This window comes from Cryobacterium breve (assembly GCF_004402375.1).
Lineage (GTDB): Bacteria > Actinomycetota > Actinomycetes > Actinomycetales > Microbacteriaceae > Cryobacterium > Cryobacterium breve.
Genome location: NZ_SOGJ01000003.1, coordinates 1 through 25,332, shown reverse-complemented (window position 1 = coordinate 25,332; position 25,332 = coordinate 1). Strand labels below are relative to the sequence as shown.

At 61.5% G+C, this 25,332-nt stretch carries 36 protein-coding genes; 15 read left to right on the top strand and 21 right to left on the bottom strand.

Annotation, left to right across the window (positions count from 1 at the left end):
• Nucleotides 1–74: 74 nt before the first annotated feature.
• The gene (locus E3O65_RS00215; protein ID WP_134361747.1) at nucleotides 75–728 is read right to left on the bottom strand and encodes a hypothetical protein; all 654 of its coding nucleotides are present in this window, start codon (nucleotides 726–728) and stop codon (nucleotides 75–77) included.
• Nucleotides 729–938: 210 nt separating this feature from the next.
• Nucleotides 939–1,490: a DUF6578 domain-containing protein gene (locus E3O65_RS00210; RefSeq protein ID WP_134361746.1), complete on the bottom strand. Its 552-nt coding sequence runs from the start codon at nucleotides 1,488–1,490 to the stop codon at nucleotides 939–941.
• Between the two features lie 152 nt (nucleotides 1,491–1,642).
• On the opposite strand from E3O65_RS00210, the gene E3O65_RS00205 reads away from it, so the two are divergent.
• The 5 genes from E3O65_RS00205 (at nucleotide 1,643) to E3O65_RS00185 (ending at nucleotide 4,448) form a co-directional block, all read left to right on the top strand.
• The gene (locus E3O65_RS00205; RefSeq protein ID WP_134361745.1) at nucleotides 1,643–2,149 is read left to right on the top strand and encodes an NUDIX domain-containing protein; all 507 of its coding nucleotides are present in this window, start codon (nucleotides 1,643–1,645) and stop codon (nucleotides 2,147–2,149) included.
• 11 nt (nucleotides 2,150–2,160) lie between these two features.
• On the top strand, nucleotides 2,161–2,706 hold the full coding sequence (locus E3O65_RS00200; protein WP_134361744.1) for a GNAT family N-acetyltransferase: 546 nt from the start codon (nucleotides 2,161–2,163) through the stop codon (nucleotides 2,704–2,706).
• A gap of 126 nt (nucleotides 2,707–2,832) precedes the next feature.
• Nucleotides 2,833–3,105, top strand: coding sequence for a hypothetical protein (locus tag E3O65_RS00195; RefSeq protein WP_134361743.1), 273 nt, complete (start codon nucleotides 2,833–2,835; stop codon nucleotides 3,103–3,105).
• 68 nt (nucleotides 3,106–3,173) lie between these two features.
• The gene (locus tag E3O65_RS00190; RefSeq protein ID WP_134361742.1) at nucleotides 3,174–3,476 is read left to right on the top strand and encodes a hypothetical protein; all 303 of its coding nucleotides are present in this window, start codon (nucleotides 3,174–3,176) and stop codon (nucleotides 3,474–3,476) included.
• A 255-nt stretch (nucleotides 3,477–3,731) separates the two neighbouring features.
• On the top strand, nucleotides 3,732–4,448 hold the full coding sequence (locus E3O65_RS00185; protein ID WP_134361741.1) for an ASCH domain-containing protein: 717 nt from the start codon (nucleotides 3,732–3,734) through the stop codon (nucleotides 4,446–4,448).
• A 38-nt stretch (nucleotides 4,449–4,486) separates the two neighbouring features.
• Here E3O65_RS00185 and E3O65_RS00180 read toward each other — a convergent pair whose 3' ends face one another.
• A complete protein-coding gene (locus E3O65_RS00180) occupies nucleotides 4,487–5,077 on the bottom strand; it encodes a hypothetical protein (protein WP_134361740.1) in 591 nt (196 codons plus the stop codon).
• Between the two features lie 73 nt (nucleotides 5,078–5,150).
• On the opposite strand from E3O65_RS00180, the gene E3O65_RS17355 reads away from it, so the two are divergent.
• Together E3O65_RS17355 and E3O65_RS00175 are read left to right on the top strand one after the other, a co-directional pair.
• The gene (locus tag E3O65_RS17355) at nucleotides 5,151–5,279 is read left to right on the top strand and encodes a hypothetical protein (RefSeq protein ID WP_277870421.1); all 129 of its coding nucleotides are present in this window, start codon (nucleotides 5,151–5,153) and stop codon (nucleotides 5,277–5,279) included.
• A 6-nt stretch (nucleotides 5,280–5,285) separates the two neighbouring features.
• Nucleotides 5,286–6,032: an SDR family oxidoreductase gene (locus tag E3O65_RS00175; protein WP_134361739.1), complete on the top strand. Its 747-nt coding sequence runs from the start codon at nucleotides 5,286–5,288 to the stop codon at nucleotides 6,030–6,032.
• 166 nt (nucleotides 6,033–6,198) lie between these two features.
• On the opposite strand, the gene E3O65_RS00170 is transcribed toward E3O65_RS00175, so the two are convergent.
• From E3O65_RS00170 to E3O65_RS00130, 9 genes are all read right to left on the bottom strand, one after another.
• Nucleotides 6,199–6,792, bottom strand: coding sequence for a hypothetical protein (locus tag E3O65_RS00170; RefSeq protein WP_134361738.1), 594 nt, complete (start codon nucleotides 6,790–6,792; stop codon nucleotides 6,199–6,201).
• On the bottom strand, nucleotides 6,789–7,001 hold the full coding sequence (locus E3O65_RS00165) for a hypothetical protein (protein WP_134361737.1): 213 nt from the start codon (nucleotides 6,999–7,001) through the stop codon (nucleotides 6,789–6,791). Before E3O65_RS00165 ends, E3O65_RS00170 begins: the two co-directional genes overlap by 4 nt.
• 290 nt (nucleotides 7,002–7,291) lie before the next feature.
• Nucleotides 7,292–7,501: a hypothetical protein gene (locus E3O65_RS00160; RefSeq protein WP_134361736.1), complete on the bottom strand. Its 210-nt coding sequence runs from the start codon at nucleotides 7,499–7,501 to the stop codon at nucleotides 7,292–7,294.
• A gap of 439 nt (nucleotides 7,502–7,940) precedes the next feature.
• Complete coding sequence (locus E3O65_RS00155; RefSeq protein ID WP_134361735.1) at nucleotides 7,941–8,171, bottom strand: hypothetical protein; 231 nt, start codon at nucleotides 8,169–8,171, stop codon at nucleotides 7,941–7,943.
• 169 nt (nucleotides 8,172–8,340) lie between these two features.
• Complete coding sequence (locus tag E3O65_RS00150; protein ID WP_134361734.1) at nucleotides 8,341–8,841, bottom strand: hypothetical protein; 501 nt, start codon at nucleotides 8,839–8,841, stop codon at nucleotides 8,341–8,343.
• 98 nt (nucleotides 8,842–8,939) lie between these two features.
• The gene (locus E3O65_RS00145) at nucleotides 8,940–9,269 is read right to left on the bottom strand and encodes a transcriptional regulator (RefSeq protein WP_134361733.1); all 330 of its coding nucleotides are present in this window, start codon (nucleotides 9,267–9,269) and stop codon (nucleotides 8,940–8,942) included.
• Nucleotides 9,259–9,729, bottom strand: a complete 471-nt coding sequence (locus E3O65_RS00140; RefSeq protein ID WP_134361732.1) for a hypothetical protein — start codon at nucleotides 9,727–9,729, stop codon at nucleotides 9,259–9,261. The genes E3O65_RS00145 and E3O65_RS00140 overlap by 11 nt, the downstream gene beginning before the upstream one ends.
• A 71-nt stretch (nucleotides 9,730–9,800) precedes the next feature.
• Nucleotides 9,801–10,160, bottom strand: a complete 360-nt coding sequence (locus tag E3O65_RS00135) for a transcriptional regulator (RefSeq protein ID WP_134361731.1) — start codon at nucleotides 10,158–10,160, stop codon at nucleotides 9,801–9,803.
• Nucleotides 10,132–10,704, bottom strand: a complete 573-nt coding sequence (locus E3O65_RS00130; protein ID WP_134361730.1) for a hypothetical protein — start codon at nucleotides 10,702–10,704, stop codon at nucleotides 10,132–10,134. The genes E3O65_RS00135 and E3O65_RS00130 overlap by 29 nt, the downstream gene beginning before the upstream one ends.
• A gap of 68 nt (nucleotides 10,705–10,772) precedes the next feature.
• Here E3O65_RS00130 and E3O65_RS00125 point away from each other — a divergent pair, with 68 nt between their 5' ends.
• The 6 genes from E3O65_RS00125 (at nucleotide 10,773) to E3O65_RS00100 (ending at nucleotide 15,911) form a co-directional block, all read left to right on the top strand.
• Nucleotides 10,773–11,543, top strand: coding sequence for a hypothetical protein (locus E3O65_RS00125; RefSeq protein WP_134361729.1), 771 nt, complete (start codon nucleotides 10,773–10,775; stop codon nucleotides 11,541–11,543).
• A 142-nt stretch (nucleotides 11,544–11,685) separates the two neighbouring features.
• A complete protein-coding gene (locus E3O65_RS00120; protein WP_166785598.1) occupies nucleotides 11,686–12,270 on the top strand; it encodes a GNAT family N-acetyltransferase in 585 nt (194 codons plus the stop codon).
• Between the two features lie 166 nt (nucleotides 12,271–12,436).
• Nucleotides 12,437–12,973 carry an ApaG domain-containing protein gene (locus tag E3O65_RS00115; protein WP_134361727.1) on the top strand — a complete coding sequence of 179 codons (537 nt, stop codon included), beginning with the start codon at nucleotides 12,437–12,439 and terminating at the stop codon, nucleotides 12,971–12,973.
• A 105-nt stretch (nucleotides 12,974–13,078) separates the two neighbouring features.
• Nucleotides 13,079–13,480, top strand: coding sequence for an NUDIX domain-containing protein (locus tag E3O65_RS00110; RefSeq protein WP_134361726.1), 402 nt, complete (start codon nucleotides 13,079–13,081; stop codon nucleotides 13,478–13,480).
• A gap of 657 nt (nucleotides 13,481–14,137) precedes the next feature.
• The gene (gene lepB, locus E3O65_RS00105; RefSeq protein WP_241985713.1) at nucleotides 14,138–14,896 is read left to right on the top strand and encodes a signal peptidase I; all 759 of its coding nucleotides are present in this window, start codon (nucleotides 14,138–14,140) and stop codon (nucleotides 14,894–14,896) included.
• Nucleotides 14,897–15,269: 373 nt separating this feature from the next.
• The gene (locus E3O65_RS00100) at nucleotides 15,270–15,911 is read left to right on the top strand and encodes a hypothetical protein (protein ID WP_134361725.1); all 642 of its coding nucleotides are present in this window, start codon (nucleotides 15,270–15,272) and stop codon (nucleotides 15,909–15,911) included.
• 140 nt (nucleotides 15,912–16,051) lie between these two features.
• Here the strand turns inward: E3O65_RS00100 and E3O65_RS00095 are convergent, their stop codons facing one another.
• From E3O65_RS00095 to E3O65_RS16525, 4 genes are all read right to left on the bottom strand, one after another.
• Nucleotides 16,052–17,116 (bottom strand): LCP family protein, encoded by a 1,065-nt coding sequence (locus tag E3O65_RS00095; RefSeq protein ID WP_241985712.1) that lies wholly within the window; start codon nucleotides 17,114–17,116, stop codon nucleotides 16,052–16,054.
• Nucleotides 17,117–17,445: 329 nt separating this feature from the next.
• Nucleotides 17,446–18,000: a hypothetical protein gene (locus tag E3O65_RS00090; RefSeq protein WP_134361723.1), complete on the bottom strand. Its 555-nt coding sequence runs from the start codon at nucleotides 17,998–18,000 to the stop codon at nucleotides 17,446–17,448.
• Nucleotides 17,997–18,743, bottom strand: a complete 747-nt coding sequence (locus E3O65_RS00085; protein ID WP_134361722.1) for a hypothetical protein — start codon at nucleotides 18,741–18,743, stop codon at nucleotides 17,997–17,999. Before E3O65_RS00085 ends, E3O65_RS00090 begins: the two co-directional genes overlap by 4 nt.
• Complete coding sequence (locus tag E3O65_RS16525; RefSeq protein ID WP_166785597.1) at nucleotides 18,740–19,108, bottom strand: PadR family transcriptional regulator; 369 nt, start codon at nucleotides 19,106–19,108, stop codon at nucleotides 18,740–18,742. Before E3O65_RS16525 ends, E3O65_RS00085 begins: the two co-directional genes overlap by 4 nt.
• 925 nt (nucleotides 19,109–20,033) lie before the next feature.
• Between E3O65_RS16525 and E3O65_RS00075 the strand changes: the two genes are divergently transcribed.
• Entirely contained in the window at nucleotides 20,034–20,630 is a 597-nt protein-coding gene (locus E3O65_RS00075) for a hypothetical protein (RefSeq protein ID WP_134361720.1), read from the top strand.
• Nucleotides 20,631–20,750: 120 nt separating this feature from the next.
• Here E3O65_RS00075 and E3O65_RS00070 read toward each other — a convergent pair whose 3' ends face one another.
• The 4 genes from E3O65_RS00070 to E3O65_RS00055 all read right to left on the bottom strand — a co-directional run bounded on the left by E3O65_RS00070 (nucleotide 20,751) and on the right by E3O65_RS00055 (nucleotide 22,736).
• On the bottom strand, nucleotides 20,751–21,080 hold the full coding sequence (locus tag E3O65_RS00070) for a transcriptional regulator (RefSeq protein ID WP_134361719.1): 330 nt from the start codon (nucleotides 21,078–21,080) through the stop codon (nucleotides 20,751–20,753).
• On the bottom strand, nucleotides 21,070–21,540 hold the full coding sequence (locus tag E3O65_RS00065) for a hypothetical protein (protein WP_134361718.1): 471 nt from the start codon (nucleotides 21,538–21,540) through the stop codon (nucleotides 21,070–21,072). Before E3O65_RS00065 ends, E3O65_RS00070 begins: the two co-directional genes overlap by 11 nt.
• A 187-nt stretch (nucleotides 21,541–21,727) precedes the next feature.
• Complete coding sequence (locus tag E3O65_RS00060) at nucleotides 21,728–22,135, bottom strand: DUF4913 domain-containing protein (protein ID WP_134361717.1); 408 nt, start codon at nucleotides 22,133–22,135, stop codon at nucleotides 21,728–21,730.
• Nucleotides 22,128–22,736, bottom strand: coding sequence for a type IV secretory system conjugative DNA transfer family protein (locus tag E3O65_RS00055; RefSeq protein ID WP_277870423.1), 609 nt, complete (start codon nucleotides 22,734–22,736; stop codon nucleotides 22,128–22,130). Before E3O65_RS00055 ends, E3O65_RS00060 begins: the two co-directional genes overlap by 8 nt.
• Before the next feature lie 174 nt (nucleotides 22,737–22,910).
• Here E3O65_RS00055 and E3O65_RS00050 point away from each other — a divergent pair, with 174 nt between their 5' ends.
• Nucleotides 22,911–23,375, top strand: a complete 465-nt coding sequence (locus E3O65_RS00050; RefSeq protein ID WP_174722245.1) for an SRPBCC family protein — start codon at nucleotides 22,911–22,913, stop codon at nucleotides 23,373–23,375.
• A gap of 129 nt (nucleotides 23,376–23,504) precedes the next feature.
• Here E3O65_RS00050 and E3O65_RS00045 read toward each other — a convergent pair whose 3' ends face one another.
• Nucleotides 23,505–24,689, bottom strand: a complete 1,185-nt coding sequence (locus E3O65_RS00045; protein ID WP_241985711.1) for an ATP-binding protein — start codon at nucleotides 24,687–24,689, stop codon at nucleotides 23,505–23,507.
• Nucleotides 24,690–25,332: the final 643 nt, after the last annotated feature.

The following is a 25,332-nucleotide window of genomic DNA, read 5'->3' as shown; positions in this document are numbered from 1 at the left end:
CCTTTGCCGGCGTGGAATCGCGGATGCCCCCCTTAGCGTTCCCGCCTGACTTGTCGGATGCCGCGGATTATGTCCTAAAGGTTCTTCTTGACGGAAGTGACCGGGGGGCTTTCGATCTTTTTTGGCACCCGACGCTCAAGAAACATTGCCGCAGCCAATATTCCAAGGGCGACAGCGACGGCCGAGAGACTGCCAGGCTGAATGAAAACGGCCGCGACGAACAAGGCCATCGCCACTCGGAATCCGGCCGTGCGCACCCCAGGCCGAGAAATCAGCCCGGCCGCCAGGATGACGGCCACGGTAGTAACAAGAACCACTGTCACGGGGAGAAGGGGCTGGACCCAATAGTTGACACCAGGTGCCTGGTCACTAGAACGGGCGCTTGTCGCGTACCACGTGGACCAGCTGAACATGGCAATGGGAAGAATCGAGATCCCTGCCATGAGCCGCGACTGCAGCATCCCCGCAGTTGTCCGGCCGGCCGAGGCAATACCGAGAGCGACCAGCAGAATCACGCCGTACACACCGAACGTACCCACCTCAACGCCGATGTAACTGATACCGTCCGCGCAATAGAACGAGCCAGGATCATCGCTGCCCATCCGCAGGAAACTGCACTGGAAGTGCAGCTCATCACGCACGAGCGACAGCAGGAAGCCGCTCCCCACAAAAACGGATACGACGAAGCCTACACTCAGACTCAGTATCGCGCTGCCCCTCGGACTCACGGCGTCCTGCTCACGACGCCCAGCCCACGCCACTACGGTTCATCCGCCCACCCTGTTGTGCTTTCGGCGTCACCTACCCAAAGAGATGCGGGTGCGCCCCGTGCTCGGGCCTGACATCCGGCGGCGCGTGGGACGCACCGGACCGGTCGTGGCGAACGTGCGGTCGTCCGGCCGCGATTCGGACCGGTGAGGGTTCCGCGAGCGGACACTTTATGCGTGTTCCTGGATGTCGACGAGCCAGCCCTCCAGTGAGCGTCGGCGTTGCTCGGGCGGTGGAACAGCGAACTCTCCGGCGTAAGAGAGCGGTTCGGCGTCTTCGTCGATGCTCAGCCGAACTCCCTGAACCGAGGTCAACCTCGCTGTATTCGCAACTGGCTCGATCTCGATCATGTATCGAGAGGGCCAAGTTGCTAGGAACGCTCCATTGCCAAAATCGCGGCCGACCATCGCCCTCTCGTCACCGTCCGCCGTCCTGATCGATTCGGGCGGCGCGCCGTGGCCGGGCTGACGCAGAGACCGACGCTCGATGACGTCCTGTGTGACCGCGTGTACCGCGATGACCCTGCCGCGCACACGATCGGGGAGCTCCTCCTCATGGTGCGACTCCATCGTGTCCACCGTGGCGAAAAGTTCCGGCCCGAGCATTTCAGCGAGAGCAGCATGCGGCGTTCGTGTCTCGATACCGAAGTCGACCTCATCGCCGATGGCAAAAGCATCGCCACAGCACGCCCATTCCCATTTCGTCAGCCACACGCGCGTCATAACGCCCACGCTAACCCAGCCCACATGCTGAGACTCAGCCGACGCGTTAGGAGATCTGCTCCCGGAACGTTGTAGCTGTCCTACTCAAGGTTCCCCAATCCTTTTGGAAGCGGCGGAGCATATTTCGGGAACTGTGTCATAGCCTCAGTCTTATGTCGCTCTCCGAGCACGTCAGTGCGATTCGCGGGCTCATCGGGTCCCGACTTCTGATCCTGCCTGGCGTGACTGCAGTGATAATCGACGGTGCCGGCCGTTATCTACTTGCTCGGCACGTGGCGGGCGACCGATGGGGATTCGTCGGAGGCGGGATCGAACCGCTGGAGGATCCTCGGGCAGCGTTGCGCAGGGAAGTCAAAGAGGAACTCGGACTCGAGGTCGACATTGTCCTCGTGGTCGATAGCTATGGTGGCGGCGACTTGACGAACGAGTATCCCAACGGTGACGTCGTGAGCTACGTCACGACCGTTTACCTCTGCCACCTCGCCGAGGAACCGCCCATCCTCGAGACGGAGGAGTTGTCCGCTGTCGGCTGGTTCTTTCCCCTCGAGATCAAACAGCTCGATCGGTTCGAATGGATAGATCGAGTCATCGACGACATCGGGCCCAGCTTGAACGGGCTCGATTCAGCCCAAACGGCGCCCGTTCACGCGATCACCTAGGAGATAGCAGCATGGACATCACGTTTGCCGCGCTCGACCTGCCAGCCGACCACGCTGCACTTATGCAGTTCACGCTGTCCAACGAGTTCCCCTTCCACGTAAACGCCAGACCGTCCCGCACTGATCTTGAGCGCAAGATCTCCGACGGAGCATTCGGCGGCCCCGATCACGCGAGCTTCTGGGTCCAAACGGAATCCGAAGGGCGCATAGGCCTTGTGATCCTCGAAGACCTCCTCGACGACGCACCCTTGTTCGACCTGCGGCTATCCGCGGCCGCTCGGGGCCGCAGGTTGGGCGCACCCATTCTGCGGGCCCTCACCGCCGAGGTCTTCCAGCGATGGCCGAACATCAATCGATTCGAAGGGCAGACCCGCGAAGACAACATCGCGATGCGCAAGACTTTCCTTCGCTCAGGGTTCATCAAGGAAGCTCACTACCGCGAGGGCTGGCCCGTGACCGGCTCGCACCCGCTGGCATCAGTCGCCTATGCAATTCTTCGTCATGACTGGGTAACGGGCGAGACCACAAATTTCGTTTGGGAAGATCTCACCGTCTGAGGGATAAACCGTCCCGATCACGGTTGGACTAATACAAATGTGCAACAGACCGTTGCATAATTCCCGTGCTTCCATGACGAACACCTAGACACGTGTGCTGCGGCGTTGAAGGTTCCCCTGTTGCACATGCCTGAGGTGAAGGTGTTGCTGGATTATGCCGAGCAGGGCGATCAGCTCGACGCCGCAGCAGTGTGGGAGCTGTTGCGCACGGAGGTGATGCGGGAGCGGCTTGAAGAAAGCCGTGCAGGTTGTGAGCAAACTCAGCCCGTTGGAGTCTGCCTCGGCATCGGCGCCGCCTTTGCCGAGTTCGAACGTGAACTCATCCATGCCATCCTCAAGCCATGCGAACTTCACGGATTGTACCCACTGGACTCTCGATGGTGGTGGTCGCTTGCCTGATGACCGGCTGCACGGTGGGCCCGTTCGAGGAGGAATCTAGCGGCGGTCTCAAGTTCAGAGCGGAGCAGATGACCCACTTCGACGGATACTGCGGCGTTGGGGTGAAGATCGAGAACGGGAGCAACCGCACAGCAAAGTTCGTCGAAGACGACATTGAGGTGTTCGATGGGTCAAGCTCGCTCGAATGGAATCTCCCGTTCCCCGATGTCAAGACGGGGGATTCGGTTCGCGGGTATGTTGTCGATGAGTTTCCGACCACGATCGATCCTGGAGCCGTGGCCACTCACGCCTTCGTTGTGAACTGTGACGGCAACCCCTACACGTTAACGGTCAACTCGATCAACGCCGGCTCCGTGAGCTTCAATTTCTGACTCCCGTCCGGCGTGTGGTTGAAAGGGTGCACCGCAAGGCCTGTCGCAACCGTCACGTCGTCTGTGGCCTTTTCGGTTCCTTCTGGCCCGAGCTCGTGTTTCGCCCGCACAGCTCCGGCACTCACATTCATATCGGTTTTCGGTTGCTTCGCCCCTGAGCCTGCAATGAAACGCGTCCGTAGGACGTTCGCAATTCGAGAACTCGTTTGAGTCCGCAGAGCGAGTCGGGTCCGGTGTCGATGCGAGACTGGGCCCGTGCTGGAAAATAACGAACGTCGTCTCGTGGCTGCCGCCGAAGCGATAGTGCGATCACTGCCAGACAATGACACGCACACGGTCGCCTCGGCGGCCATGGGTACCCAAGGCAATGTCCACACGGGCGTGAACGTCTTCCACTTCACAGGCGGGCCCTGCGCCGAACTCGTCGTCATCGCCGCCGCCGCGCAAGCCCTCGCTGGCCCCCTCGTCACCATCGTCGCGGTCGGTGACCATGACCGTGGGGTGCTCGCTCCGTGCGGCCGATGCCGACAGGTCTTGCTCGACCTTCACCCCGACGTGGCAGTCATCCTGCCCCTCCCCGGCGGCGACGTGACAGCGGAACCCATACGCGATCTCCTACCCCGCAGCTACGCGGCACCGGACCCCGCATCCGGCCCCAGAATCATCTACTTCAACCCTCGCTACTACGACAGCATCGCTTCGGGCCAGAAGACAATCACAATCCGCCACCACGATCCCATCCAAATTGGATCAGCAGTGCTTGTATTCGACGACGGAGACACCATTCGGCGCCTCAACGCCCAGATCGAAAGCGTCGAATCACGCCGCTTCGATCACCTGAGTAACGACGACGCCCGCCAAGAAGACCTCCCCGACGCGGACGCACTTCGCGGAGCACTACGCACGCACTACCCCGACCTCGAAGGCCACGATGTCGTGGACGTAGCGACGTTTCACCTGATGACTGCATGACGCGGTCACGGTTGGTTGCCCGGCCGAGGATTGGCGACCTAGAGATTAGTCAATTGCGTCAGCAGCGTCTCGGCTGCGCCGGTGATGCTGCCGACTACGGAGAAGGTGAAGATGCCAGCCACTCTCCAGAACCAGTAGCGGTCACTCCGACCCGCTTTCATACGGTTGAGCGCCAGCCACCAAGCCGCCACCGTCGCCAAGGTCGAGGCGATCACCGTCCCGAACGCCATCCGGACGAAGTCTGCTGGGCCTGGAGGATCCCAGGAGTTGGTCGCGAGCACGATACAGATCGGAACGATGATCATCCCCACGAATCCGATGAGAACTGGGGACACAGCGCGTCGTTTCTGAGTACTCGCCTGAGTTGACAGGCGGTGAGTCTCGCAGGTCTCGCCCCCGCAGACGACGCAATCGCTCAAGCGATCCGCAAAGGGTTCCTCTGCGACAAAGCTGCCATCGGTTCTGGTCGATGGCACGTCCGTGCCGAGTCGCAGTGGCTGTCCGAGCGGAATCTGTGCCGTGTGAAGCGTCACCGGGGTGTCCGACTGCAGCATCGCTGGCGTTCGGCCGTCCCGCCATGCAGCCAACGCTTTTTCACCGGGCGACTGCATGAAATCGCTGCGAGTCACGATGCTGCCTACTGAGACATCGGAGGGATGAAGGCGCGGAGGCGGGCTGCTGCTGGAGATCTAGACTGACCGCATGATCGAAGCCCCGTACGGACTGCCACTCGTCGCTGCCACGGGCACAACGGGAATGGTTGGCCGACGAGCGAAGGAACTGTTCCCTGAACTCGGATGGGATCCGCTGGCGGTCGACATCACCGACTAAGCGGCCGTGGATGCCGCCGTCGTGGCGACACCCGCTGCGGTGATCATCAATCTCGCGGCGTACACGGATGTGTCCGGAGCGCGGCAGCAAAACGGCGACAAGGACGGCTCGTGCTACCGCATCAACGTCCACGGAGCGGGGAACGTCGCCCGCGCGTGCGCGAGAGCAGGAAAGCATTTCGTGCAGGTGTCCACTGACTACGTCTTCGAGGGCGACAGGCAAGGTCCCTACCTTGAGACCGATGACGGTGACGCTCGAACGGACTGGTATGGCGTCACCAAACGCGACGCCGAAGACCTTATCAAGCAAGCCGACGTCGGATGGGCGATCGTGCGCTTGTCCTTTCCCTACCAACAGCACTCCGACCGCAAGCCAGACCTTGTTCGCCGCATTGCCGAGCAACTTCATACCGGCACGATCACCCCGATGTTCCACGACCAGGTCATCACGCCGACCTTCACCGACGATGCAGTAGGGACTCTGGCCGAGGTCGCACGAACCGGCGCCCACGGAGTCTTCCATGCAGTTGGCCCTGAATGGCTCTCTCCACACGAAGTGGGTGTTCGAGTGGCCCAGAGCCTTGGGCTGGATGCCACGGCCGTTCCGTCCAGCTCTTTGCAGGACTATATCGATCAGGGCGGACGTCCGTTTCCCAAGTCCCTGCGCATGAGTCGTGCAGCGACAGGGTCCGCTTTGAACCAACCCGTGCACTGCCTGAACGATGCCCTGCTGCTCCCCGGCTGGGACTTCTGACACCTGGCACCGCGCGACGAGGCCTTTGTTCCAAACATGTGGACCTTGCTCGCCCACGGTTGGACCCTTGTTCGTTCCGGCCGTCCCGTATGACGATCCCCTTGCGGGCAGCGGTGGTTCGCACTCAATTTGGAGGCCAGAGCACGGTCTATACCGCGAGGTTGGACTAACGGGTGTGATCGCCGGGATCACCGTCTGATTCGATTGGCTTGCCCGTTGGGCGCGCGTAGTAGGCCCAGGGAAACCACATCGAGCCTATTCGATACCACCCTTCGCTCTCCATTGCGCGTCGGCTGGACGCGAAGGCCACAACCCGGAGGTGTTCCCATTGCTCGTCGGATCGGATGAGGTCATGGAAGTACATTCCGTAGCCGATTGAATGCCACCCCGTGCGTCCGGCTGCGGCTAATTCGTCCATCTCGTCAAACGCAGTCAGCGGGGATATCCGACGTATCTCATCAGAGGAAACAGCGTCAATACCCTCGACGACCCGCCCGAATCTCTGCTGGGCCGCTTGGCGGCTCATGCCAAGTTGCTGCCCGATGCGCTCCCAGCTCAGGCCGGCTTGACGGGCAGATGTGACGGCGAGCTGCAAAAGCTGAGCTATTTCCTCAGCACTCCGGGCTGTTAGGTCAATGAGGTCCAGGTATGAGTTGGGCTCGTGTTCAAGGCGCCCCGCCAGGGACGGGTCAGCCGCTGCAATTGCATCTGACAAAGCGTTGCGCAGCGTGTCGTCGGCCCACTCGGGTGATGGACTCACGAGGCACCGGGAAGCTTGGCGCGTGCAATCACGAGTGCAAGGAACATTCCCGTTGCGACGAGCAGTAACGCGGCGACGACGAGTACTGTGATCTTGATCGCAAGGGAAGCAATGAGCAGCGTAGAGAGAGCGATGCCGACGGAAGCAAGCGCGAAGAATGTGGATGTCAATGCTGCCCGAGAGTTCGAGACACGAGCCTTTTGAGTCATGTGTCAATTATAGATTGACGCGCGCTCTTGTCAACTTTGAATTGACATCGACCGCGAACCGGCTGCGACCTACTCGCCTTCCATCTTTATCAGCTGTCTCGCTTGAGTCGATGTTCCGCAGAGGGTTCCCCAAGCGCCACTCCCCAGAAACTTCGGAACGTCGGCGAGTTGGCGCCGAAGTTGCTGCCGTAGACGTCCGGCTTACGGGCAGCTCAGGCAGAACATCAACCAAAGCAAATGGCCCGCACGATGCCTGCCTTGGCCATGTTTCTAGCGTGGGGAAATCCTCGCTATTCGCGCTGTTGGATATAGGAATGTCTGAGGTCTCTGACGCAAACCACGAGCGCCCCAACTAGAAGCGCTAGTGCCGCCAACCAGAACAGCCAGACCGTGCCGTAGAAGTCCTCGAACCGCGCGAGGAGCGGAAGTGCAGCGGCGAGCAGAACCATAGATGCGATGGCCACACGGTTACGTCGCGAAGTTCGGCGATTGTCTCTCATGGTGCCATCCTCGAACTCGCCGCCGCCACTGTCCAATCGACCGTAGACCTCTAAAAGCCCGTCTTCCGCGAGATCGTTATGACGACGGGCTTCTAGATGACCCTGTCAGTTGGATAGCCTGATCGCATGTCAACGACTCAGATCAACTCATCCCGACGTGGAGCTTGGATTTTCGCAGTCGCTTACAGCGTCGTGATTCTCGGAATCGGTCTTTGGGTGACCCTGGCAACTGGCGAGTGGATAGCTGTGCTTTGCGCTGCGGGATTGATCATTTTACCAGTTGGTGGAGTGGCTCTCCGTACGCGCAGAACCCGGTAGCCCTTCCCCTGAGGCCGAATTGGACAGCGCTCTCTCTGAGGTGCAGGACGTACGGCCGCCAAAGAGTGAACCGCGCGCGTCGATTTCGCAAGCACTTCCGCCTTAGCGGGGAAAGGCAGGCCTATGAGGCTGTGGGCGTGTCTTCGTTCGAAACGAGCATCTTGATGACGGATGCCACGGCTACGACTGTTCCGATGAGCAAGCCTCCCCAGCCAAAGAATTGCTCAACCAGCGTCGGGGAAGTTCCCAGCTCATCGACACGGATTCCCGTGTTCGTAAGGAAGATGGCCGCACCCAGCGCGATCAAAACTCCGACGATCAAACCAATAGTGCTGCCTCTTCTGCTGCGCATGTGATGATCCAATCAGTTTTCGCGACTCTATCGTCTCCAACGCGCGAGTCGCCCTGTCCTCGCACTCAGAGTTTCAAAAGGCCACTCCCCCGGGACTTCGGAACTTCTGCGGATCGGCGACGAATCTGCGTCTGTGGACGTGTCCCTGCCCGCCGCTGTGATGTTGCTGTTAGAGCGTGATGCCGCTGTCCCTCGCAAAGGGTCGGTGCGGCCTCGGGCCACTTGAGGTGTGGGCGCTCGCCCTGATGTACATCAGCGTGAAGGACGCCACCGCGACGAATGCGAGGACGCCGGCAGCTCCACCGAAGCCCACGGTCGCTGTCTGGCCAAGGTAGGCGAACAGCCCCAGTCCGGGGAGGGCCGCACCGATACCCACGATGATCCCCTGCACGACACGTGGACGCTGCAAACGATGATCGATGATCCACAGCGCTAGAGAGGCACCAACAACTGCGGCCGAACTGAACACGAGACCACCAAATGTGCTGAGCATAAGTTCGACCATGAGGGATTGGGTCGTAATGTGGGGATTGGCCAGGGCGGCAGTGAGATGCGTGCCGGTGGCTAGGGCTGCGGCTGAAGCCACGCCGAGAAATACCCCCAGCGACATCGTGAACGCGACCGCTCCCGGCTTGCAGGCGGCCACATCCTGTCGACTCAGTCTCCCCATGGGAGACAGCATCGCACATGCTCGCACGCTTGGCAGGAATTCCCATTGGGCGTTCCGCAAAGGATCCGGGGTCCTGCTTTCAGCAGAACGCCTCAGGATCAAGAGTTCGCGTTGTCGAGGTGCTCGAAGCCCACTGAAATCTTCCTCAGCGCACGAACGTGGTCGTCGAACGCGTTTCTACCTGTTGCGGTAAGGCGAAGCCAGGTGATGCGACGGGAATCGTCGCGCGATGCTGACGCTTTCTTGGTGACGCTGACGAAGCCGGCGTCAATGAGGGCCTTCGATTGCTTCGAGAGAGTGGCGTCGCTGACGCCGAGCGTGTCGCGGAGTACGGCGAAGTCCAGCTCATCGACCGAGCGGAGGAGTCCGCATATTCGCAATCGCAGGGGTGCGTGAATGATCTCGTTGAAGATGCCATCAGCGGACATGGTGAAGACGCTCTCGTATCGTCGAGAAGATTAGTCTCGCGAGCCAGAAGACCCATACAAAGGCCACGACTGACGGAACCGCGATCCACCAGATCAATCCGGTGGCGGCGAGCCCCAGGGAGACGCTGAAGAGGGCGAGCGTGCCCACCACTGCGGCGGCGAATGCCGCCCACGCCTGCACCCCAAACCGCGTGAATTTGATGCCTGTGACCTGGTATGACAGGGCCACTAACAGAATTCCGGCAACGAGAGCCGTGGTCAGCACGAAGCCCCCGGCGCCTTCGCCGGGGAAGGCGGGTGTCATCACGTAGCTGGCTGCGATGAGTCCGAATCCAGGTGCAAGCCATTTCGGGGCCCGGACCTTTTCAACAAGACGGGCCCGGTCAGCTTGGAGTTCCTCAAGGAGCCCGGATACAACTTGGGCGTCATCCGGCACGCTCGGCGCCAAGTTGTTTTCCATATCGGTAAGTCTATCAAGTCATTTTTTACAACTGCAAGTGACTTATGGCCGAGGCTCAGAGACTGAATCCATTACCCGCCTGACGGCGCGATGGGGGTCTGGGTGGGGCGTGCCGAGTTGGCGATCTCTTGGAGTGCCGCGAGGTGCCGGTCGAAGGCGAGGCGTCCCTGGCTAGTGAGAGAAACATTCGTCCGGCGGCGGAAGTCACTTCGGTCAGGTGATGAGTGTTTTGAGGTGGTGATATATCCGAGTTCCACGAGATTCCGGATGGTTTTTGAGAGGTTGGCTTCGCTAACCCCGAGGGTCGACGTCAGCGCGGAGAATTCAGCGGAGTCGACCGGACGAAGCATGGCGCACAGCCGCAGCCGAGTCGGCGCATGGATTGACTCGTCGAAATGCGCGTCAGAGCCCACGTCGGAGCTCCGCGCCATAAATCCGATCGTACAACAGGCCGCCCGGGAAGATCGTTAGGAAGCCGATAGCGGCCGTGGCCACGATCCACGCGTGCTGTCCAGCGGTAGCGAGCAGGGCGGAGACAAAGAGCATGCCCGCCACAAGGGCTGCCATACCGATCAGTACCAGCAAGCTCCGGGGCCCAGGAATACGGTTCGTGGAAAGTCCGGTGCTCTTCTTGTACGCGTACTCCATGAACACGAAAACGGCGCAAGCACCGGCAATGACAGTGGCCCTCAAGCCCTGGTCATTGATGGCCGGAGAGCTGACGATCGCAGCAGTGACGATCCCGAGCACCGGGTAGGACCAAGCAGGCGCACGGGTTCGACTAGCGAGCTTCTGCCGATCGGCAATTATTGCGTCAATGGACGCTTGCGCCGCAGTCGGATTCTCGTGCCCCATCGAATTGCTTTCCATGCGGTTGAGTGTTTCACCTAACCACAAGTTAAGCAACTTTACGGCATCGGAGGAGACCGCCGCCGATACTTCTGCCTGCGGAATGTCCCAAAGCGTGTGGATCATTTGACGAGCCAACCCGACCGGTGCGTCATCGCCCCTTCTAACAGTTTCTGTACTGGTATCCTCCAGGCATGATGCGCTTGACCCTCACGGATTTGCCGCGCGCAGCAGTGCTGCTCGTCGTGGCGGCGCTGCTGACAGGATGCAGCGCCTTGAGTGCCTCACCGACTTCTTCCTACACCGATAGCTCCGGTGAGACGGTCACCGTTGACTGGGCGGACTACCCAGCGCAAGCAGGTCAAGATGGTGAAGCGCTGCTCGAGTACCCCGACCAAGCGGAGCTCGAACCCGGGGCGCGCCAGCTCATGGATGCCCTTCGCGTGACCATCTCCGATGCGTCAAAGGCCGATCTCAAAGCCGCCCAGCCAGAGAGTGCGTGGTTCGGGGATGAGAATTGGTACCCGCAGGAGGGTAACGGTTACGGGGGCGACTCGCTTCTCACGACCATAAATTGTTGTGAGTTGAGGTCCGACTCGATCGCCGACGCAAGCCAGTGGCAGACGGTGCTCGACGCAGCCAGCGAGACCGCCAAAGCTGCCGGTCTCGGACCATTCGTGCGGGACGTTTTACCGGAGTATTGCGTCGGCCGGCAAGACCAATGCTGGTTTCAAAGTGCGACGGCGACAGACGGAGTTCAGTGGGTGTACTTGACCATGGAGGATCGCACCCTGGATGCGTCAGGAGACGCCAGCCGGGAGGCAGACAGACTCGACCTGCCTATGGCCGGCATCGCGATCGGATACGGCGCAACGGTCGTTCAGGCGGGCAAGGCAGAAGAGTACCGGAACTCGATACAGCCATTCACAGGCTTAGATCGACCGGTAGCTTCCACTTCAGACTGAACCATGTTGAGCAAAGGAGCGCCGAGCCGTGATTGCCTGCGGTTCCTGCCGATGAAGACGTCGGGCGGGCGGCCGTCGAGATCCGGCTTGCGGGGCGACCTCTCGCTCAACGTCGGTGCGATTGGGAACAATGGACTTGATCATGACTTTTGAATCGACGCCATATCCTCGCCGCCTTTTGCTTTCACCCCTGACTCCTGCTGATCTCGAATCGGTCTTCAAGGTGTTCAGCGACCCTGATACCTGGCAGCACCTACCCGTTGGGCGTCACAAGACTCGAGAGGAGTCCAGAACCATCGTCGATGCCTCCATGTCGAGCAGGCGAGAACACAAGATCGGTCAGTGGGCGGTTCGCGTCGCCGATCAGGGAGCGGACGCTGCGCTGGCAGCCGGCACCTTCCTCGGTACGGGCGGAGTCAACATGACTCCAGCGCTCGTCTGGAACCTCGGGTACCGCCTCTCCCCTGCGGCCTGGGGACGAGGTTTCGCAACGGAAATCGCTCTTGCAGCAGTCGCTGGTGCTCGAATCCACAACGACTCGGTTCCGATCACCGCCCGCGTGCTCTCCAACAACCCTGCTTCTGCGCGGGTCGCTGTCCGGGCCGGTCTGCGAAAAATATGGGAAGGGCCAACAACGACCGGAGCTGCGGCCGGCTTATCTCGGGAAATCTTCTCCGATCCGGATCTCGGGCACGACGCTCTAAGTCGGCTGATCGAGGCCGGTTGACGTTCCAAAATGCCACCCAGCTGCTCAACGCCGGCTCGAAGCCCCGGCGGCGAATTCTGGGCCCCATGAAGGTCCGGCTTCCGGGCAACAAACAACGATTTTGCCCATCGGCTCGTCGTGATCGCTTATGCCTCATCTGGGCCACCATGACTGGCAGACTTGGGCCGTGAGTTACTCCGACATTCTTGCCAGTACCGCACTAGTGGTGTCGCTGCTCACGGCTGGCTGGACAGCATGGCGCGCCTGGCGCTGGGATCGTCCAGTGGTCTCGGTGTCAGGTGAGCAGTGGATCGGGGAACGGAGCACGGCGCAAGGACGGCGGATCGCTGGCTTCAGCATCGAAGTCGTGAATACCGGCAATCAAACTACGCAGGTAATAGCCGCCTACTGGCAGATTGATCGCGGCAACGGCGTGAATATTCACTTCACTGCGACGCACGGTGGTGGGGGAATCGACTCTCTCTTCGATGCCCCTGATCACGCCAACGCACCTGCTCTTCCGTTCACGCTCGAGCGCTATGGTCGGTGCGCTTGGGATTTCGAGATGAGCCTCGATGGAGTCCAAGAGCAGGAAGCTATCATTCGCGCTCGTCCGGTGGTCCAGTTCACCTCGCGGAAGAACACAGAACTCGCCTATGGCGCTTGGCAGCCGTCCCAGATCGCCATGGACGCGCGACGGCTTCCCGAGAAACGTGACTCCTAGGCCGCGGACCGCCCCTGAATTCCCAGACTCCTACGAGAGCGCAGTTGGGCGTTCCTCTGGAATGCGCCGAAGCCTCCCCTGGTGGACTGTCCGTAGGCTCGGGTCATGAATGAACCTCTGACGCATCATGTGTCGTGCGGATTGCTCGTGCGCGCAGGGCACGTTTTCCTCGTGCACCGATCACCATCGAAAGCGTGGTTCCCCGATGTCTGGGACCTCCCTGGAGGTCACGTCGAACCAGGCGAAAGTAGTCGGCAGGCTCTCGTGCGAGAACTTCGAGAAGAGTTGGGCGTAGAGATCACCCCACCTGGTGGAAACGCTTTACTGACGCGTCGAGCAGCTGACGTTTTCCTGGAGGTGTGGAGGGTCGACGAGTGGGACGGCGACATCGTTAATGCGGCGCCCGATGAACACGACGCTTTCGACTGGTTCAGTTTGGACAAGGCGATGTCTTTGGACCTAGCTGATGATGAGTACCCGGCACTCTTCAAACAGGTGCTGACCTAATCCCTGTCGATTGCGGCTCCTTGGCAGGACGCAAAATCAAGTGGTCCACGGCCCAAAGCTGGCGGCCCGCCTGTCCGGCGGATGCCCGTGTGAGTGGCTGTGAGTCTTGTGAGTCTTGCAGCACCAAACCTCACCGGAGAGGGTTCCCGAACGCCACTCCCCCAAGAATCCGGCACGTCGGCGATTTCACGCTGAAACTGCATCCGCAGAGGTCGGTCATTGGCAGCGGCGTCCGGCAGTCGATGGCTCAATCGTTCTCATTCATGTCGTCGACGGCACTGGTCGGAGCCAGCGTTTGATAGAACCCCCGCCCGTGCTTCCGATCATGCAGGGCGATAGCACCCTGGAAGACCCCGAGTGCTAGCCACAGTGCCCCCAGCAGAATTCGCGTCACAGTGGGTCCTTGAAATGCCGCGAGGAGAATCCAGGCCAGCCCGAGGCAGGACCAAATGACACCAGCCCCGATACGTGGCCTGCCGACCATCCGACGCATAAACCCAGATCTGGCACTGCTGACGTCAGCCATGTGGCCAAGATACCTCCTGCCCATAGGTTTCTACTGCAGCGCATGACGGTTGCCCGCAACCGGTTCCCCAAAACAGTTCGGGACTGCGGAGGGGTGACGCTGAACCCAGTAGCATCAGCGCAGGGGGAAAGTTGACAGATCACGACGTTCTTATGCGCCTGAGGCGGGACAAGGGTACCCAGGGTGACCGCAACCGCAAGCGCGGAATCGTGCGCTTCTTCCGAGACCTTTTCGTCATATTCTTTGTTGCCCTGCTCATATCGTTCCTGATCAAAACATTCCTCATACGCTCTTTCTATATCCCTTCGGGATCGATGGAAAACACCCTGCAAGTCAATGACCGGATCATGGTCAACGAACTCGTCCCCGACCTCATCACCATCGCTCGTGGCGATGTGATCGTGTTTAAGGACCCCGGTGGATGGCTCAGTGCAACCGAACAGGGCACAGTCGAGGCGGGCAATCCTGTAGCCGATGGCATCCGATGGTTTTTCGCCGAAGTGGGTCTGAGCGCACAAGAAACAAACGACCATCTCATCAAACGCGTCATCGGCCTACCCGGCGACAGAGTCGCCTGCTGCGACACCACAGGCCACATCACCGTCAACGATGCGCCTCTCAGCGAGCCCTACCTCAAAGCATCTTCCGGGACGACGCGTTCTCCTGAGAAGTACTTCACCGTGACAGTCCCCGCAGATTCTCTATGGGTCGAGGGCGACAACCGCGACAACTCGGCGGATAGCAGGCTCCACACGACCACGCCCAGCAAGGGTTTCGTGCCTATGGCAAATGTCGTCGGCCGGGCGTTCGTGATCACTTGGCCCGTCGGTCACTGGTCCTGGCTCGACAACTACCCGAACACATTTCGAGGGACTGGCCAGGACCGATGATGCCCACGACTCAGGGGTTCGTCGGATGACCGAGGGAGATGCCCGATAGCCGTTCCCCTTGCGGGCGGGGAGCCGCGGTACCGTCGATGACATGATTACCACCGCTTGACTTTGCCTTCGGCGTTGACGCCGTGCTGATGTGGGCCATCCCCCACGCAACAACATCCGGCCGACTTGTGGTTTGATCAACAACGTGCGCCATTCCGTTTCGAACCGGCACCGTCCGAGCCCCGTCGCATTGTTGTCCTTCGCGGTGTGCGGCACGCTCACTGGTTGCGCGGGAGCAGTCCCGGCGTCGGACGCGGCGTCACAAGTGTCGGCGCGAAAGGCAGTCGCTGACGTCTCTCGGGGTCTCTACCGTGAGGGGACGGACATGATCGATGACTATGCCCGCTGGGCTGACACCGACACCGAGAAATCGACCGTAGTCGAGTTGATCGGCTACGAAGCGTATCCCGGTGCGATCCACGGCGAACCAGTTGGAGCGTTGCAGTTTCGTGCGACGATACAGCCCACCCCGAACGAAGGGCCGCACGTCGCTTGCTTTGAGTCGCAGTTCGATTTCTGGGGCGTCGCGACCGAGGAGCCCGGCGGATGGAGCGACGACACGGCGGTCGCCTACGACATCGTTTGCCCGCCGGATGCAAAGCGCATCCCCCCTCCGGTCGACACCCGCTTGGTTGACGTTGTTCCCGACGGGGCGGAGGCTCTCGTCGTTGAGGTGCTGACAAATGCGCCGTCCGCGGCATCCGCTGACGACATAGTTGCCGAGATCGTCAAGCGGATGCCTCAGCCGACCGGTGAGCGTGAGGTCGCGTTCGATCCCGAGGCGACGGTAGTCGACGGTGACATCGGCTTCGCGATGGGCGATGGGGACGACTGCCTGCTCGTGAAACGAGACGTCGACGGCGTGCAGGTGTTGCAGGTTCCCAAGATTCTGCTTCAGCCCGGAGAGCTCGGGTGCGCAGCCGGCACGGCGCTCCAGCCGGGCGACCAGCTACGGTCCCCCCACTGACCCAGAATCTTGCGCTCGGCAATCGGCCCGATTGGCCGCGGATCCATCGCGCAGGGGTTCCCAGACGCCACTCACCCGAGGTCTCGGAACTTCGGCGCCGCTAACAAGCGACCACCACGACGAACTAACTGTGCTGGACACTAGTTGCCCTTCGTGCAAGTTTGCTCGGCTGCGGTTTGTCCGGTGACGCTGGTCGGCAGCACCGCATCAGTCGGAGCGGGAGCAGGGGCCGCCGCAGGCGTTGACACGGGTGGGGACGTCGAGGTGGCTTGTGGGGTCGCGGTTGTCACGGGACCGGGGACGAGCGGTGCGCTGCTCGCGAGTACCGCCCCTGGTCCCGGGTCGCCGGTGAGCTGCAATGGTTGATCCGCGACTAACGCCATGTTCAGAACTTCGGCGGCGCTGGACTCGGCGATGACCCGTCCCCGCTCGGTTGGGTCAGACACGGTGGGATACTGCAGGAATACCATGTTCGAAAGATTGGTGTCTTTGAGCGCGACAGCGATCTGGACCAGGGTCGTCGGATTCGTCAACGTGTCAGAGAGGACCATGTTGTTGGTCACGGCCTTAGCCAGGGAGAACAGCGCGATGGGGTTACCGAGGACGCCGCCGCTTACGACCTTCCGGGCCAAGGCGGCCATGAAGACCTGCTGGTTGCTGATCCGACCCAGGTCGCTGCCATCGCCCACACCCTTTCTGCTGCGCAGAAACGAGAGAGCGTCCGCACCAACGAGAGTCTGCTGGCCGGCCGCCAAGTGCAGCGGCGGATTCGTATACAGGTCGTTGACCGGTGTTGCCAGGCAGACAGTGACCCCTCCGACGGCGTCGGACAGGGCGGTTACACCGTCGAAGCTGACTTGAGCGGCGTAGGGAATCTGGATACCAATCATCTTCTCGATCGTCAGCACTACGCAGGACAGGCCGCCACGGGACAGAGTTGTGTTGAGCATCACCCGGCTGGATGCCGGTGTGGTTCCGCCGTCCGGCTGCGGGCACGCTGGCACGGCCAGCATCAGGTCGCGGGGAAAACTGACTACGCTCACGCTCTGATGGTTCTGTGCAATGTGCAGCAGAATTGTGACGTCGTTGTTTCCCGCGCCGGAGCTACCCTCCAACCCGGCGCTGGTCTCGAAGGCCGTGCCTTGGCCGGTGCGGGTGTCAGTGCCAGTCAATAGCAGGTTCACCCCGCCGGCGATCGCGCTCACCTCCGCGCCGGGAGCGGCCTTGTCTCCGGGCGCCTGGGCCAGATGAACGCCGGGCTTGACACTGCTCGCAAGGTCCCAGGTGGCAACCGCGGCAACGGAGCCCCCACTGACCAGAAGGACACCTGAGGTGAACCCAAGCGTTTTCGTTACCGTCCGCCACGGCCCCTGACGCGTCAACTGTCCATGCCGGATCGGCTGATCCAACTGCCTGCCACGCCGTCTCGCGGACTCACTGTTTTTCACGAACTAACCTCCCGACCGGCCAATGAACCGGCCCCCCTTGGAATCGACCGCTTGGGCACGCCTGTTTCCCCCGGAACAGCGGCTCGTCAGTGGTTGTTGTCGTTGCCCATGACGTGGACGGCGTAGCCCCAGCATCCAGCGTCGTCCCAGTGGTAGTCGGCGCCGCCTCCGGTGTCACCGTCGAGTGCGAGGCGGGCGGCTGCCCGCTCGGAGGCTGAAAGAGTGTCCTCCCACATCAGTGGAAGCACAGCACTGTCTCTGTCCCAGAACGGTTCGAAGGTGTAGACGAATCCCTTGTCTTTCATGCAGGCGGCCGTGATCGTCTGCGTCTCCACCCATTCCCTGCCGTTGGCCTGTTCATCGGGGGTCATCGCTTTGAACGCCTCGGATGCCATCGGATCAGCGTTGTCGGCAGGTTCGATAGCGCCCGCTTCCGACGTCACCGACGTGGCCGGGGTGCCGGTTGGTGTGGGGGTAACAGCCTCGGCAGGAACGAGGGCGGCTTCGGCCGCGCGTACGGATGGTGAGTCCGGGGCTGCAGGATTGAGCGTCGCCGCCGCGCCCATCCCGAAGACAGTCAATGAGAGGGCCAGAAGCCCGGCTCCGGCCAAACCGATTCCGAGTGCGAGTTTCTTCTTCATCGAGCCATCTCTCCAATTGTCTTGAGTCGGGTGTCGGTGTCGGCAGGGGCGGTCCGGTGTTCCGGCCACCACCAGATCGCTGCCGCAGTGAAGAACAAGCCAAGCCCTGCGATGAGGCTGTTGCTGGCGAGTCCCCACCCTGGCATCGTGAAGGTCAGGGCACCCACCGTGGCGCTGAGGGAGTAGAGCTGAAAAAGGCCGAAGTGAACGAGTCCAAAGCTAGCGAGCACCATGACGAGAGCGCCGAGGACACGTGTCCGGCGGCGAGACAGCAGCACTAGTCCGCCGACTGCGAGGACAGTAGACGAGGCGATGGTCAGTGCGGTTGCGGAGCCCGGCCGGATCTGTTCCCCGATCACGCTGAGCGCAATCCGGGTGAGCACGAAGAGACCCCAGCCCAGCACCGCGGAAGCCACGACCAGAACGAGCGCCGATACGGCGCCCTCGACCCGATGTCGGCGAAAGCCGGTCGGGTCCGCCAGGGCGACTTGTCTTCGCTGCGCGTGACGCCAGCTCAGGTCAGCAGGTGCGCCCCGCAGCGCACGACTGAGGATTGCGCGAGCCACCGCGCGCGGCGTTGTTCCCGATTCATCGGCCCAGATCGCGTGCTCATACAGGTCCGAGGCGAGTTCGTCGCGACGACCAGCGGCGACCTCGGCATCAACTTCGCGTGTGTACCACGAGCACCAGCGAGAGACGCGGTGAACGGCGTGATGGTAGGGCATAGACGTCAGAACGCTCATGCGAAAGTCGCCCCTGTCTGCGCAATGCGAGGCACGTTTGCCTCTTTGCGGTTCGCTTCTGCCTGCGCCCTGACGAGGGCGCGTGAACCTTCCGCCGTCACGGTGTACAGCCGGCGTCGGGGCCGTCCCTCGGACTCGGCACTGGCCGGGTCTTCCCAGCTGGCTTCGAGGATGCCGGATTCCGCCATCCGAGACAACGCCTTGTAGAGCGTGCCGTGAGCCGTGAGCGCGAAACCATCATGGGAGGAGAGTTGCTTCGCCAGGGCGAAGCCATAGAAGCTGCCCTCGCTCGCCTGGAGCGCGAGCCCGCTCTCCAAAATGTCCACCTCAATCGGAAAGAGAGTACCTGGTCGTCTGCGTGCCATAGACGCAACTATAGGAAGATAGATTCTTATAAGCAATACCCCTGTTCGGGGCCATATTGGTCCGCGAAGGCTACGAAGGCCTAGCGGTGGATTCTGTGCACCATGAAGGTCCCGTATGAGGGCAGTGAATCCAGCCGCGGGGTGACGACGAGTGTTGTAAGCGTCGAGGTCAGCGAAGGTGCCTAAAACATCGTTCCGGATCGTCCAAGAACGATGGCTTGAACAGGGACAAGTTTCAACGATCGTTCCCCCCTTCGGGGACATCGATTACCGTTTGGAGAGCGCTTACACGCGGTCGAGTAGTAGTTCTCCCGATTGGAACGTGGCTTGCGGCTGACCTAGTTGGGAGGAGCGAGACGCTCAATGCACTCTTCCGCTGCCACGCCGTATTGAACGGAATCATCACCGGTCAAGTCAGCGCGGGGACTCACCGAACCCTTTTGGCCATCTCCGGCAGCTTCCCAGCCCTGATCAGCGAGGCAAGAGATCATCACCACCTGCCACGCCGACAAATCTTCTTCAGGCTCCGTCGAAGCGAGCGGAGTACTGATAGCTGAGTTGGCAAACGGACTGGTGCCGCTGAGTTCGAACAGCCGGCCAGAAGCAGGATAGCTATCGCCGAAATTCCCATGAGTGCCCGAGAGTGGTGACGTTGCGTCATGAGTTGTTCCCCCTGTGCCAATGCTAGCGCCCCCCCCGAGCAATATGCAGGGTGCCAAGTTTCGTAGGCGCCGCCGTCTGAAACCTCACTTGGTCAGCGTAGTTCGATATTGACGGCTCGACCCGTACGGTACTTGAGGCCCGGCGCGGGAGCCAACCTAGACACTTTGCGACCGTCCCGCTCAGTCACCGAATCTGCGTCGGTGGACGTCCGTCATACCTGCGCCCGACTCGCCTGCAGCAACGCTGGTCTTAGGGTGAAGCCATGGCTCGTATCCGAAGCACCGCGCTCGTTCTCTCAATGGTCTCGCTTTTCTTGTTGGGCGCTACCGGCTGCGCTTCCCAGCCCACCGATGCCCAAGTGTCGCCGGCCGCTGCGTCCGGGGGCACGCTCACCGAGTGGTCGAGCATCACCGACACGATCGCGGGCTCCATCCAGCCCACCTTCGACGCGTTCGAGGGAACGTGGGACGTGCAGCGCGCCGCGCCACCGGAGTCCGCCTGCTGGACCGAGTCCGAGGACTTGAGTGGTACCCCGCACTGGGAGAAAAGGTCAGACGGCTACGAAGTCGCCTTTTCCGCAAAGAACTCCTGGTTCGATATGGACGAGGACCCGTGGACTACCGCTGAACGCTACGCACGGGTCTGGACGTCAGCTTTCCCTGCTACCAGCTTCGACCCGGATTACGACTTGTTCACCTACGGGGCCCAGATCGCTGGACTGGTTGACAGCGACCAATTGCGGGTGACGGGTGGGTTCGACGGCGACAACTGGATATACCTCGTAGAGGTGTCTTGCGACACCCCCGGGTTCCGGGCTCCAGCGCCGGGGGTATCGATCGAGCCCTTCGCGCACCCGTAGGCAGCTGCGTCAGGTCAGAACGTGAATGACAACGGGATCCTCGACCCACGGCCACCACTGTCCAATTGACCGTTCCGCACAGGATTAGTGGTCTAACGCTTTGAGTAGGACGCCTCAGGATCAAGAGTCCGTGTTGTCGAGGTGCTCGAAGCCCACTGAAATCTTCCTCAGTGCACGAATGTGCTCGTCGAACGCGTTTCTACCCGTTGCGGTGAGGCGAAGCCAGGTGATGCGACGGGAATCGTCGCGCGATTCTGATGTTTTCTTGGTGACGCTGACGAAGCCGGCGTCAATGAGTGCCTTCGATTGCTTCGAGAGCGTGGCGTCGCTGACGCCGAGCGTGTCGCGGAGTACGGCGAAGTCCAGCTCATCGACCGAGCGGAGGAGTCCGCATATCCGCAATCGCAGCGGTGCATGAATGATCTCGTTGAAAATACCATCAGCGGACATAGTGAAGACGCTCTCGCAGCGACGAGAAGATCAGGCTCGCGAGCCAGCAGACCAGCACAAAGGCCACGACTGCTGGAATCGCAATCCACCAGACCAAGCCGCTGGCAGCGAGCCCTAAGGAGACGCTGAAGAGCGCGAGCGTGCCGACCACTGCGGCGGCGAATGCCGCCCACGCCTGCACCCCAAACCGCGTGAATTTGATGCCAGTGACCCGGTAGGACAGGGCCACCAACAGAATTCCGGCAGCAAGAGCCGTGCTCAGCACAAAGCCCCCGGCGCCCTCGCCGGGGAAGGGGGGTGTCATCACGTAGCTGGCTGCGATGAGTCCAAATCCAGGTGCAAGCCATTTCGGTGCCCGGACCTTCTCAACAAGACGGGCCCGGTCAGCTTGGAGTTCCTCAAGGAGCCCGGATACGACTCGGGCGTCATCCGGCCCGCTCGGCGTCAAGTTGTTTTCCATATCGGTAAGTCTATCAAGTCATTTTCCGCAACTGCAAGCAACTCGGGATGGACACGGCCACTACCCAGCAATACGCATGCGCGGGCTGATCCCCCGTCGAACAGCTCCACTCGCGTTGAACAATCTTCGATTAATGATTAATTTCTATCGGGGCACGCTCTAAGAATGACGTGGCGTCCCCCTTCTTTTAGAGCTCCACGTCGTCAGGCGGCATTGACGTCGGCACGATCCAGGCAGCTTTGTTCTTGCGACGGTAGAGGTGGCCTTGGTCGGGGTCGCAGTCGCGGAACGGCCCGTTTCCTTTGTCGAAGATCACGGCGGCGTGGCGGTCCCAGTGGTTGATCCACCAGGACGACACGGCACCGGCGTCACCGTCCATGACGCTGGCGTCAGCTTGCATGCTGGCCTGCCAGAGGGCTCTGAACCTGGCGACGACCTCGGGGTGTAGCCACCACTGGGTGCACCACGGTGTTGGTTTGGTGCCAACGACCTCGACGGTGGCCAGGTGGCCGGTCAACCAGTCGAGGAACATTTGGCGGACGTCGACCGGGTCCTCTTCAGGGCCGGTCGAGTCGTAGTCATCGTGCTCAGCCACGAGCTGCCACCTCCGCTGCAGTGGTGTCGTCCGGGGCCGGCACCGGCACCAGGACCGGTGCCGGCCTGGGGTTCGGCGACGTGGTCGGGGTGCGGTTGATGGTGGTGGTGAGGGTTTTGTCGCGGAACCAGGGGACGGTGTTGACCATGACGGGTCGGCATTTCGAGCTGAAGACGATGGCGCGCCATTCGGGGAGGGAGCCGAGGGCGGCGATGTCGAGGGTGTTGACCTTGCGGGTGTTGGTGGAGGTGGATTGGTGGCCGTCTTTGCCGGTGGAGCTGCCGTAGGTGATTTCGTCGTGCTCGCCGATGAGGGCGGCCAAAGAGCGGAGGAAGTCGTCGTCGCCGGACCCGCCGCCAAAGACGCGGGTCGCGGCGGCGTCCCAGAGGGTTTGCCACCCGTCTTTCCCGAACGCGTCGATGGCTTGGGCGCGGGATTGGAAGTAGGAGTTGAGGATGATGCCCATCGATCCGTAGAAGGAATACACGGAGGGCAGTTCGGGCCAGCGGACGATGTTTGCGCACTCGTCGAGCTCCATCACGAGCGGGACCAGGAGCCGGCCGCCGTTTCGCTGCGCAGCGGTTTCGGCGGTTTTGCAGATGGCGCGGATGAGGGCGGTGAGGATGGTATTCGGCTGACGTTGCCAGGGCGTGGTTTATGGGTATGAACCCGGAACTGGGTGATGCGTCGCCGGCCGAAGCGCTTTCGGAGGGACGTTCCCGAGAGGTCATGGCCGCGGCGCGGTCTTACGTAGCCGCGGCTTAGGCTGGGCAGCATGACGGTCGAACAGGTTGAGCAAGGACCGCGCCGAGTCGCGCGCACTGTCGCGGTGCCGGCTTCGGCCGACGACGTTTTCGCGTTGGCTGATCCGCACCGTCACGGTGAGCTGGACGGCTCGGGCACCGTCTGCGACACGGTGTCGGGGCCGCGGCGGCTCAGCCAGGGCGCACGATTCTCGGTAGCGATGAAGCAGTTCGGCGTCCGGTATCGCATTACCAGCACGGTGACGCGCTTCGAGGACGGTCGGCTTGTGGAATGGAGTAGCCCAGCGGGCCACCGGTGGCGCTGGGAACTCACGCCGCTCACGCCCACGTCTACTCGCGTCACTGAGACGTTCGACTACAGCACCGTCCCAGCCGTGCAGGGCAAGGTCTTCGAGTTGCTCGGCGTTCCTCGGAAGAACGCCGCCGGTATCGAAGCCACCCTGCGCCAACTCGCGTCGCGCTACGCCCGCGCTTGACGTGACGATGCTCACGTCCTGACCGGACGCCGAGGCCCCCGTCTGCACGGCGTACGCCTCGCCAGATGCTGCCAGCGGTCCGATCGCAAGGCATGAGCAGGTGCCGACGTCGGCGCGGATGACTCGGGGCTACTCCACTTGTCTGCCGATGTAGTCAGCCATGCCGGGCACGGTGAACGCGACGAAACCGCGTTCTGGCGTGTAGATGTGACCGCTCCGGATCAAGTCTCGACGATTGACGGAGAGGTCCGTCGTGCGCTTCTTCCGCAACCGTGTCACGAGTTCGGCCATTGAAGAGGGGGCATCGTCGTCGATGGCCATTGCGGACATGAAGGCCCGCTGAGTCGGTGTAGCCCGCTCCCACCTCGATTGATACAGGCCTTGTTCCACTTCACTTCGCGCTGACTCGATCCCGATTTGTGCATCCTGCAGAGAAATGGTGTCCGTGGCCCTGACGGCCCAGACATGACTGCCACAGGCTTGAATGAAGTATGGGTATCCCCCCGTCGCTGTCACCGCTGCATCCAGGGCGTCAGGCTCCCAGTCGACTCCGTTGGCACGGGCCGGGGCAGTCAGGGCGTCAGATGTCGCGGCGGTGTCGAGCAAACCGATCTGACGATAGTCGTAGAGGCGCTCCGCGTAGCTGGTCGCGTCAGCGAGCACGGCAGGCAGGGACGGCAACCCCGCGCCGACGAACACGACCGGGACGGGGAAGACGTCTTGACCGAGGTTATGCAGGGCGACATTGAGAGCCGCGAGATCCTCGGATGAGGCTTCTTGGAGTTCATCGACGGCCAGCACGATAACCGTATTGGCCTCACGCGCTGCAAGCCCGATGGTCTCCAATAACTCCTGGAGATCGACGGCGAGATCGCCGCTGTCGGCTACGCCGCGCTCCGGTTCAACGTCGACAGTGAAGGAGTAGGTCCCGGACGGGTCGACACGCACTTGGAATGAACGAAGTACGCGGGCGGCCTTGGACCAGAGCGCTTTGGCACGGTCAGAGCTTGAGAGGACTCGTCGAAGTGCGAGGTGGAGCTCCTTGGCCAGCGCGACGGCCAGGAGCTTGCTGCTCGAGGCCTCGACTTTGATGAAGATCAACTTCAGCTCGGCCGCGTCGCGTCCGAGCTGATTGAGCAACACTGTCTTCCCTACGCCACGGAGCCCGGAGAGGATCCAAGGCCTCTCTCCCTCCCCCGTTTCCCGCGACTGGTACAGCCGTGTGCGGAATTCACTGAGCAGGTCGGAGCGGCCTGCCAGGACCGGTGGCACCCGCCCTGCGCCTGGCTTGAAAGGATTCGTCGTTAGCTCCATAAATAGAACAATATAGCCACGAGTAAACAGATCGCTTACTCGATCATAGAAGCCCTTATAAAGTGGCAGTGATAGCGCTTGGCTCATGCGTGGCCCGCGCTGTCGCAATTTGCTCACCCGAGCGGGAAGCTGTTTCGGGCGGGCTATTCCATCACCCCGTGACGCGAAGGCTCCTCGAAGCTGTCATTGCGTGAACGTGTGCGCTCAGAGTCCCCCTTGCGGGCGGGGAGCCGCGGTACCGTCGATGACATGATTACCACCGCTTGACTTTGCCTTCGGCGTTGACGCCGTGCTGATGTGGGCCATCCCCCACGCAATAACATCCGGCCGACTTGTGGTTTGATCAACAACGTGCGCCATTCCGTTTTGAACCGGCACCGTCTGAGCTCCGTCGCATTGTTGTCCTTCGCGGTGTGCGGCACGCTCACTGGTTGCGCGGGAGCAGTCCCGGCGTCGGACGCGGCGTCACAAGTGTCGGCGCGAAAGGCAGTCGCTGACGTCTCTCGGGGTCTCTACCGTGAGGCGACGGACATGATCGATGACTATGCCCGCTGGGCTGACACCGACACCGAGAAATCGACCGTAGTCGAGTTGATCGGCTACGAAGCGTATCCCGGTGCGATCCACGGCGAACCAGTTGGAG

What these genes read in the sequence shown, in the direction of transcription:
- E3O65_RS00130 (WP_134361730.1), bottom strand. Translation starts at nt 10,704, where the DNA reads ATGATCCACACGCTTTGGGACATTCCGCAGGCAGAAGTATCGGCGGCG.
- E3O65_RS17355 (WP_277870421.1), top strand. Translation starts at nt 5,151, where the DNA reads ATGATCGAAGCCCCGTACGGACTGCCACTCGTCGCTGCCACGGGCACA.
- E3O65_RS00140 (WP_134361732.1), bottom strand. Translation starts at nt 9,729, where the DNA reads ATGGAAAACAACTTGGCGCCGAGCGTGCCGGATGACGCCCAAGTTGTA.
- E3O65_RS00165 (WP_134361737.1), bottom strand. Translation starts at nt 7,001, where the DNA reads ATGACTCAAAAGGCTCGTGTCTCGAACTCTCGGGCAGCATTGACATCC.
- E3O65_RS00200 (WP_134361744.1), top strand. Translation starts at nt 2,161, where the DNA reads ATGGACATCACGTTTGCCGCGCTCGACCTGCCAGCCGACCACGCTGCA.
- E3O65_RS00195 (WP_134361743.1), top strand. Translation starts at nt 2,833, where the DNA reads ATGCCTGAGGTGAAGGTGTTGCTGGATTATGCCGAGCAGGGCGATCAG.
- E3O65_RS16525 (WP_166785597.1), bottom strand. Translation starts at nt 19,108, where the DNA reads ATGGCACGCAGACGACCAGGTACTCTCTTTCCGATTGAGGTGGACATT.
- E3O65_RS00190 (WP_134361742.1), top strand. Translation starts at nt 3,174, where the DNA reads ATGACCCACTTCGACGGATACTGCGGCGTTGGGGTGAAGATCGAGAAC.
- E3O65_RS00125 (WP_134361729.1), top strand. Translation starts at nt 10,773, where the DNA reads ATGATGCGCTTGACCCTCACGGATTTGCCGCGCGCAGCAGTGCTGCTC.
- E3O65_RS00045 (WP_241985711.1), bottom strand. Translation starts at nt 24,689, where the DNA reads ATGGAGCTAACGACGAATCCTTTCAAGCCAGGCGCAGGGCGGGTGCCA.
- E3O65_RS00065 (WP_134361718.1), bottom strand. Translation starts at nt 21,540, where the DNA reads ATGGAAAACAACTTGACGCCGAGCGGGCCGGATGACGCCCGAGTCGTA.
- E3O65_RS00050 (WP_174722245.1), top strand. Translation starts at nt 22,911, where the DNA reads ATGACGGTCGAACAGGTTGAGCAAGGACCGCGCCGAGTCGCGCGCACT.
- E3O65_RS00150 (WP_134361734.1), bottom strand. Translation starts at nt 8,841, where the DNA reads ATGGGGAGACTGAGTCGACAGGATGTGGCCGCCTGCAAGCCGGGAGCG.
- E3O65_RS00205 (WP_134361745.1), top strand. Translation starts at nt 1,643, where the DNA reads ATGTCGCTCTCCGAGCACGTCAGTGCGATTCGCGGGCTCATCGGGTCC.
- E3O65_RS00145 (WP_134361733.1), bottom strand. Translation starts at nt 9,269, where the DNA reads ATGTCCGCTGATGGCATCTTCAACGAGATCATTCACGCACCCCTGCGA.
- E3O65_RS00085 (WP_134361722.1), bottom strand. Translation starts at nt 18,743, where the DNA reads ATGAGCGTTCTGACGTCTATGCCCTACCATCACGCCGTTCACCGCGTC.
- E3O65_RS00075 (WP_134361720.1), top strand. Translation starts at nt 20,034, where the DNA reads ATGGCTCGTATCCGAAGCACCGCGCTCGTTCTCTCAATGGTCTCGCTT.
- E3O65_RS00135 (WP_134361731.1), bottom strand. Translation starts at nt 10,160, where the DNA reads ATGGCGCGGAGCTCCGACGTGGGCTCTGACGCGCATTTCGACGAGTCA.
- E3O65_RS00210 (WP_134361746.1), bottom strand. Translation starts at nt 1,490, where the DNA reads ATGACGCGCGTGTGGCTGACGAAATGGGAATGGGCGTGCTGTGGCGAT.
- E3O65_RS00155 (WP_134361735.1), bottom strand. Translation starts at nt 8,171, where the DNA reads ATGCGCAGCAGAAGAGGCAGCACTATTGGTTTGATCGTCGGAGTTTTG.
- E3O65_RS00100 (WP_134361725.1), top strand. Translation starts at nt 15,270, where the DNA reads ATGATCGATGACTATGCCCGCTGGGCTGACACCGACACCGAGAAATCG.
- E3O65_RS00070 (WP_134361719.1), bottom strand. Translation starts at nt 21,080, where the DNA reads ATGTCCGCTGATGGTATTTTCAACGAGATCATTCATGCACCGCTGCGA.
- E3O65_RS00120 (WP_166785598.1), top strand. Translation starts at nt 11,686, where the DNA reads ATGACTTTTGAATCGACGCCATATCCTCGCCGCCTTTTGCTTTCACCC.
- E3O65_RS00160 (WP_134361736.1), bottom strand. Translation starts at nt 7,501, where the DNA reads ATGAGAGACAATCGCCGAACTTCGCGACGTAACCGTGTGGCCATCGCA.
- E3O65_RS00110 (WP_134361726.1), top strand. Translation starts at nt 13,079, where the DNA reads ATGAATGAACCTCTGACGCATCATGTGTCGTGCGGATTGCTCGTGCGC.
- E3O65_RS00090 (WP_134361723.1), bottom strand. Translation starts at nt 18,000, where the DNA reads ATGAAGAAGAAACTCGCACTCGGAATCGGTTTGGCCGGAGCCGGGCTT.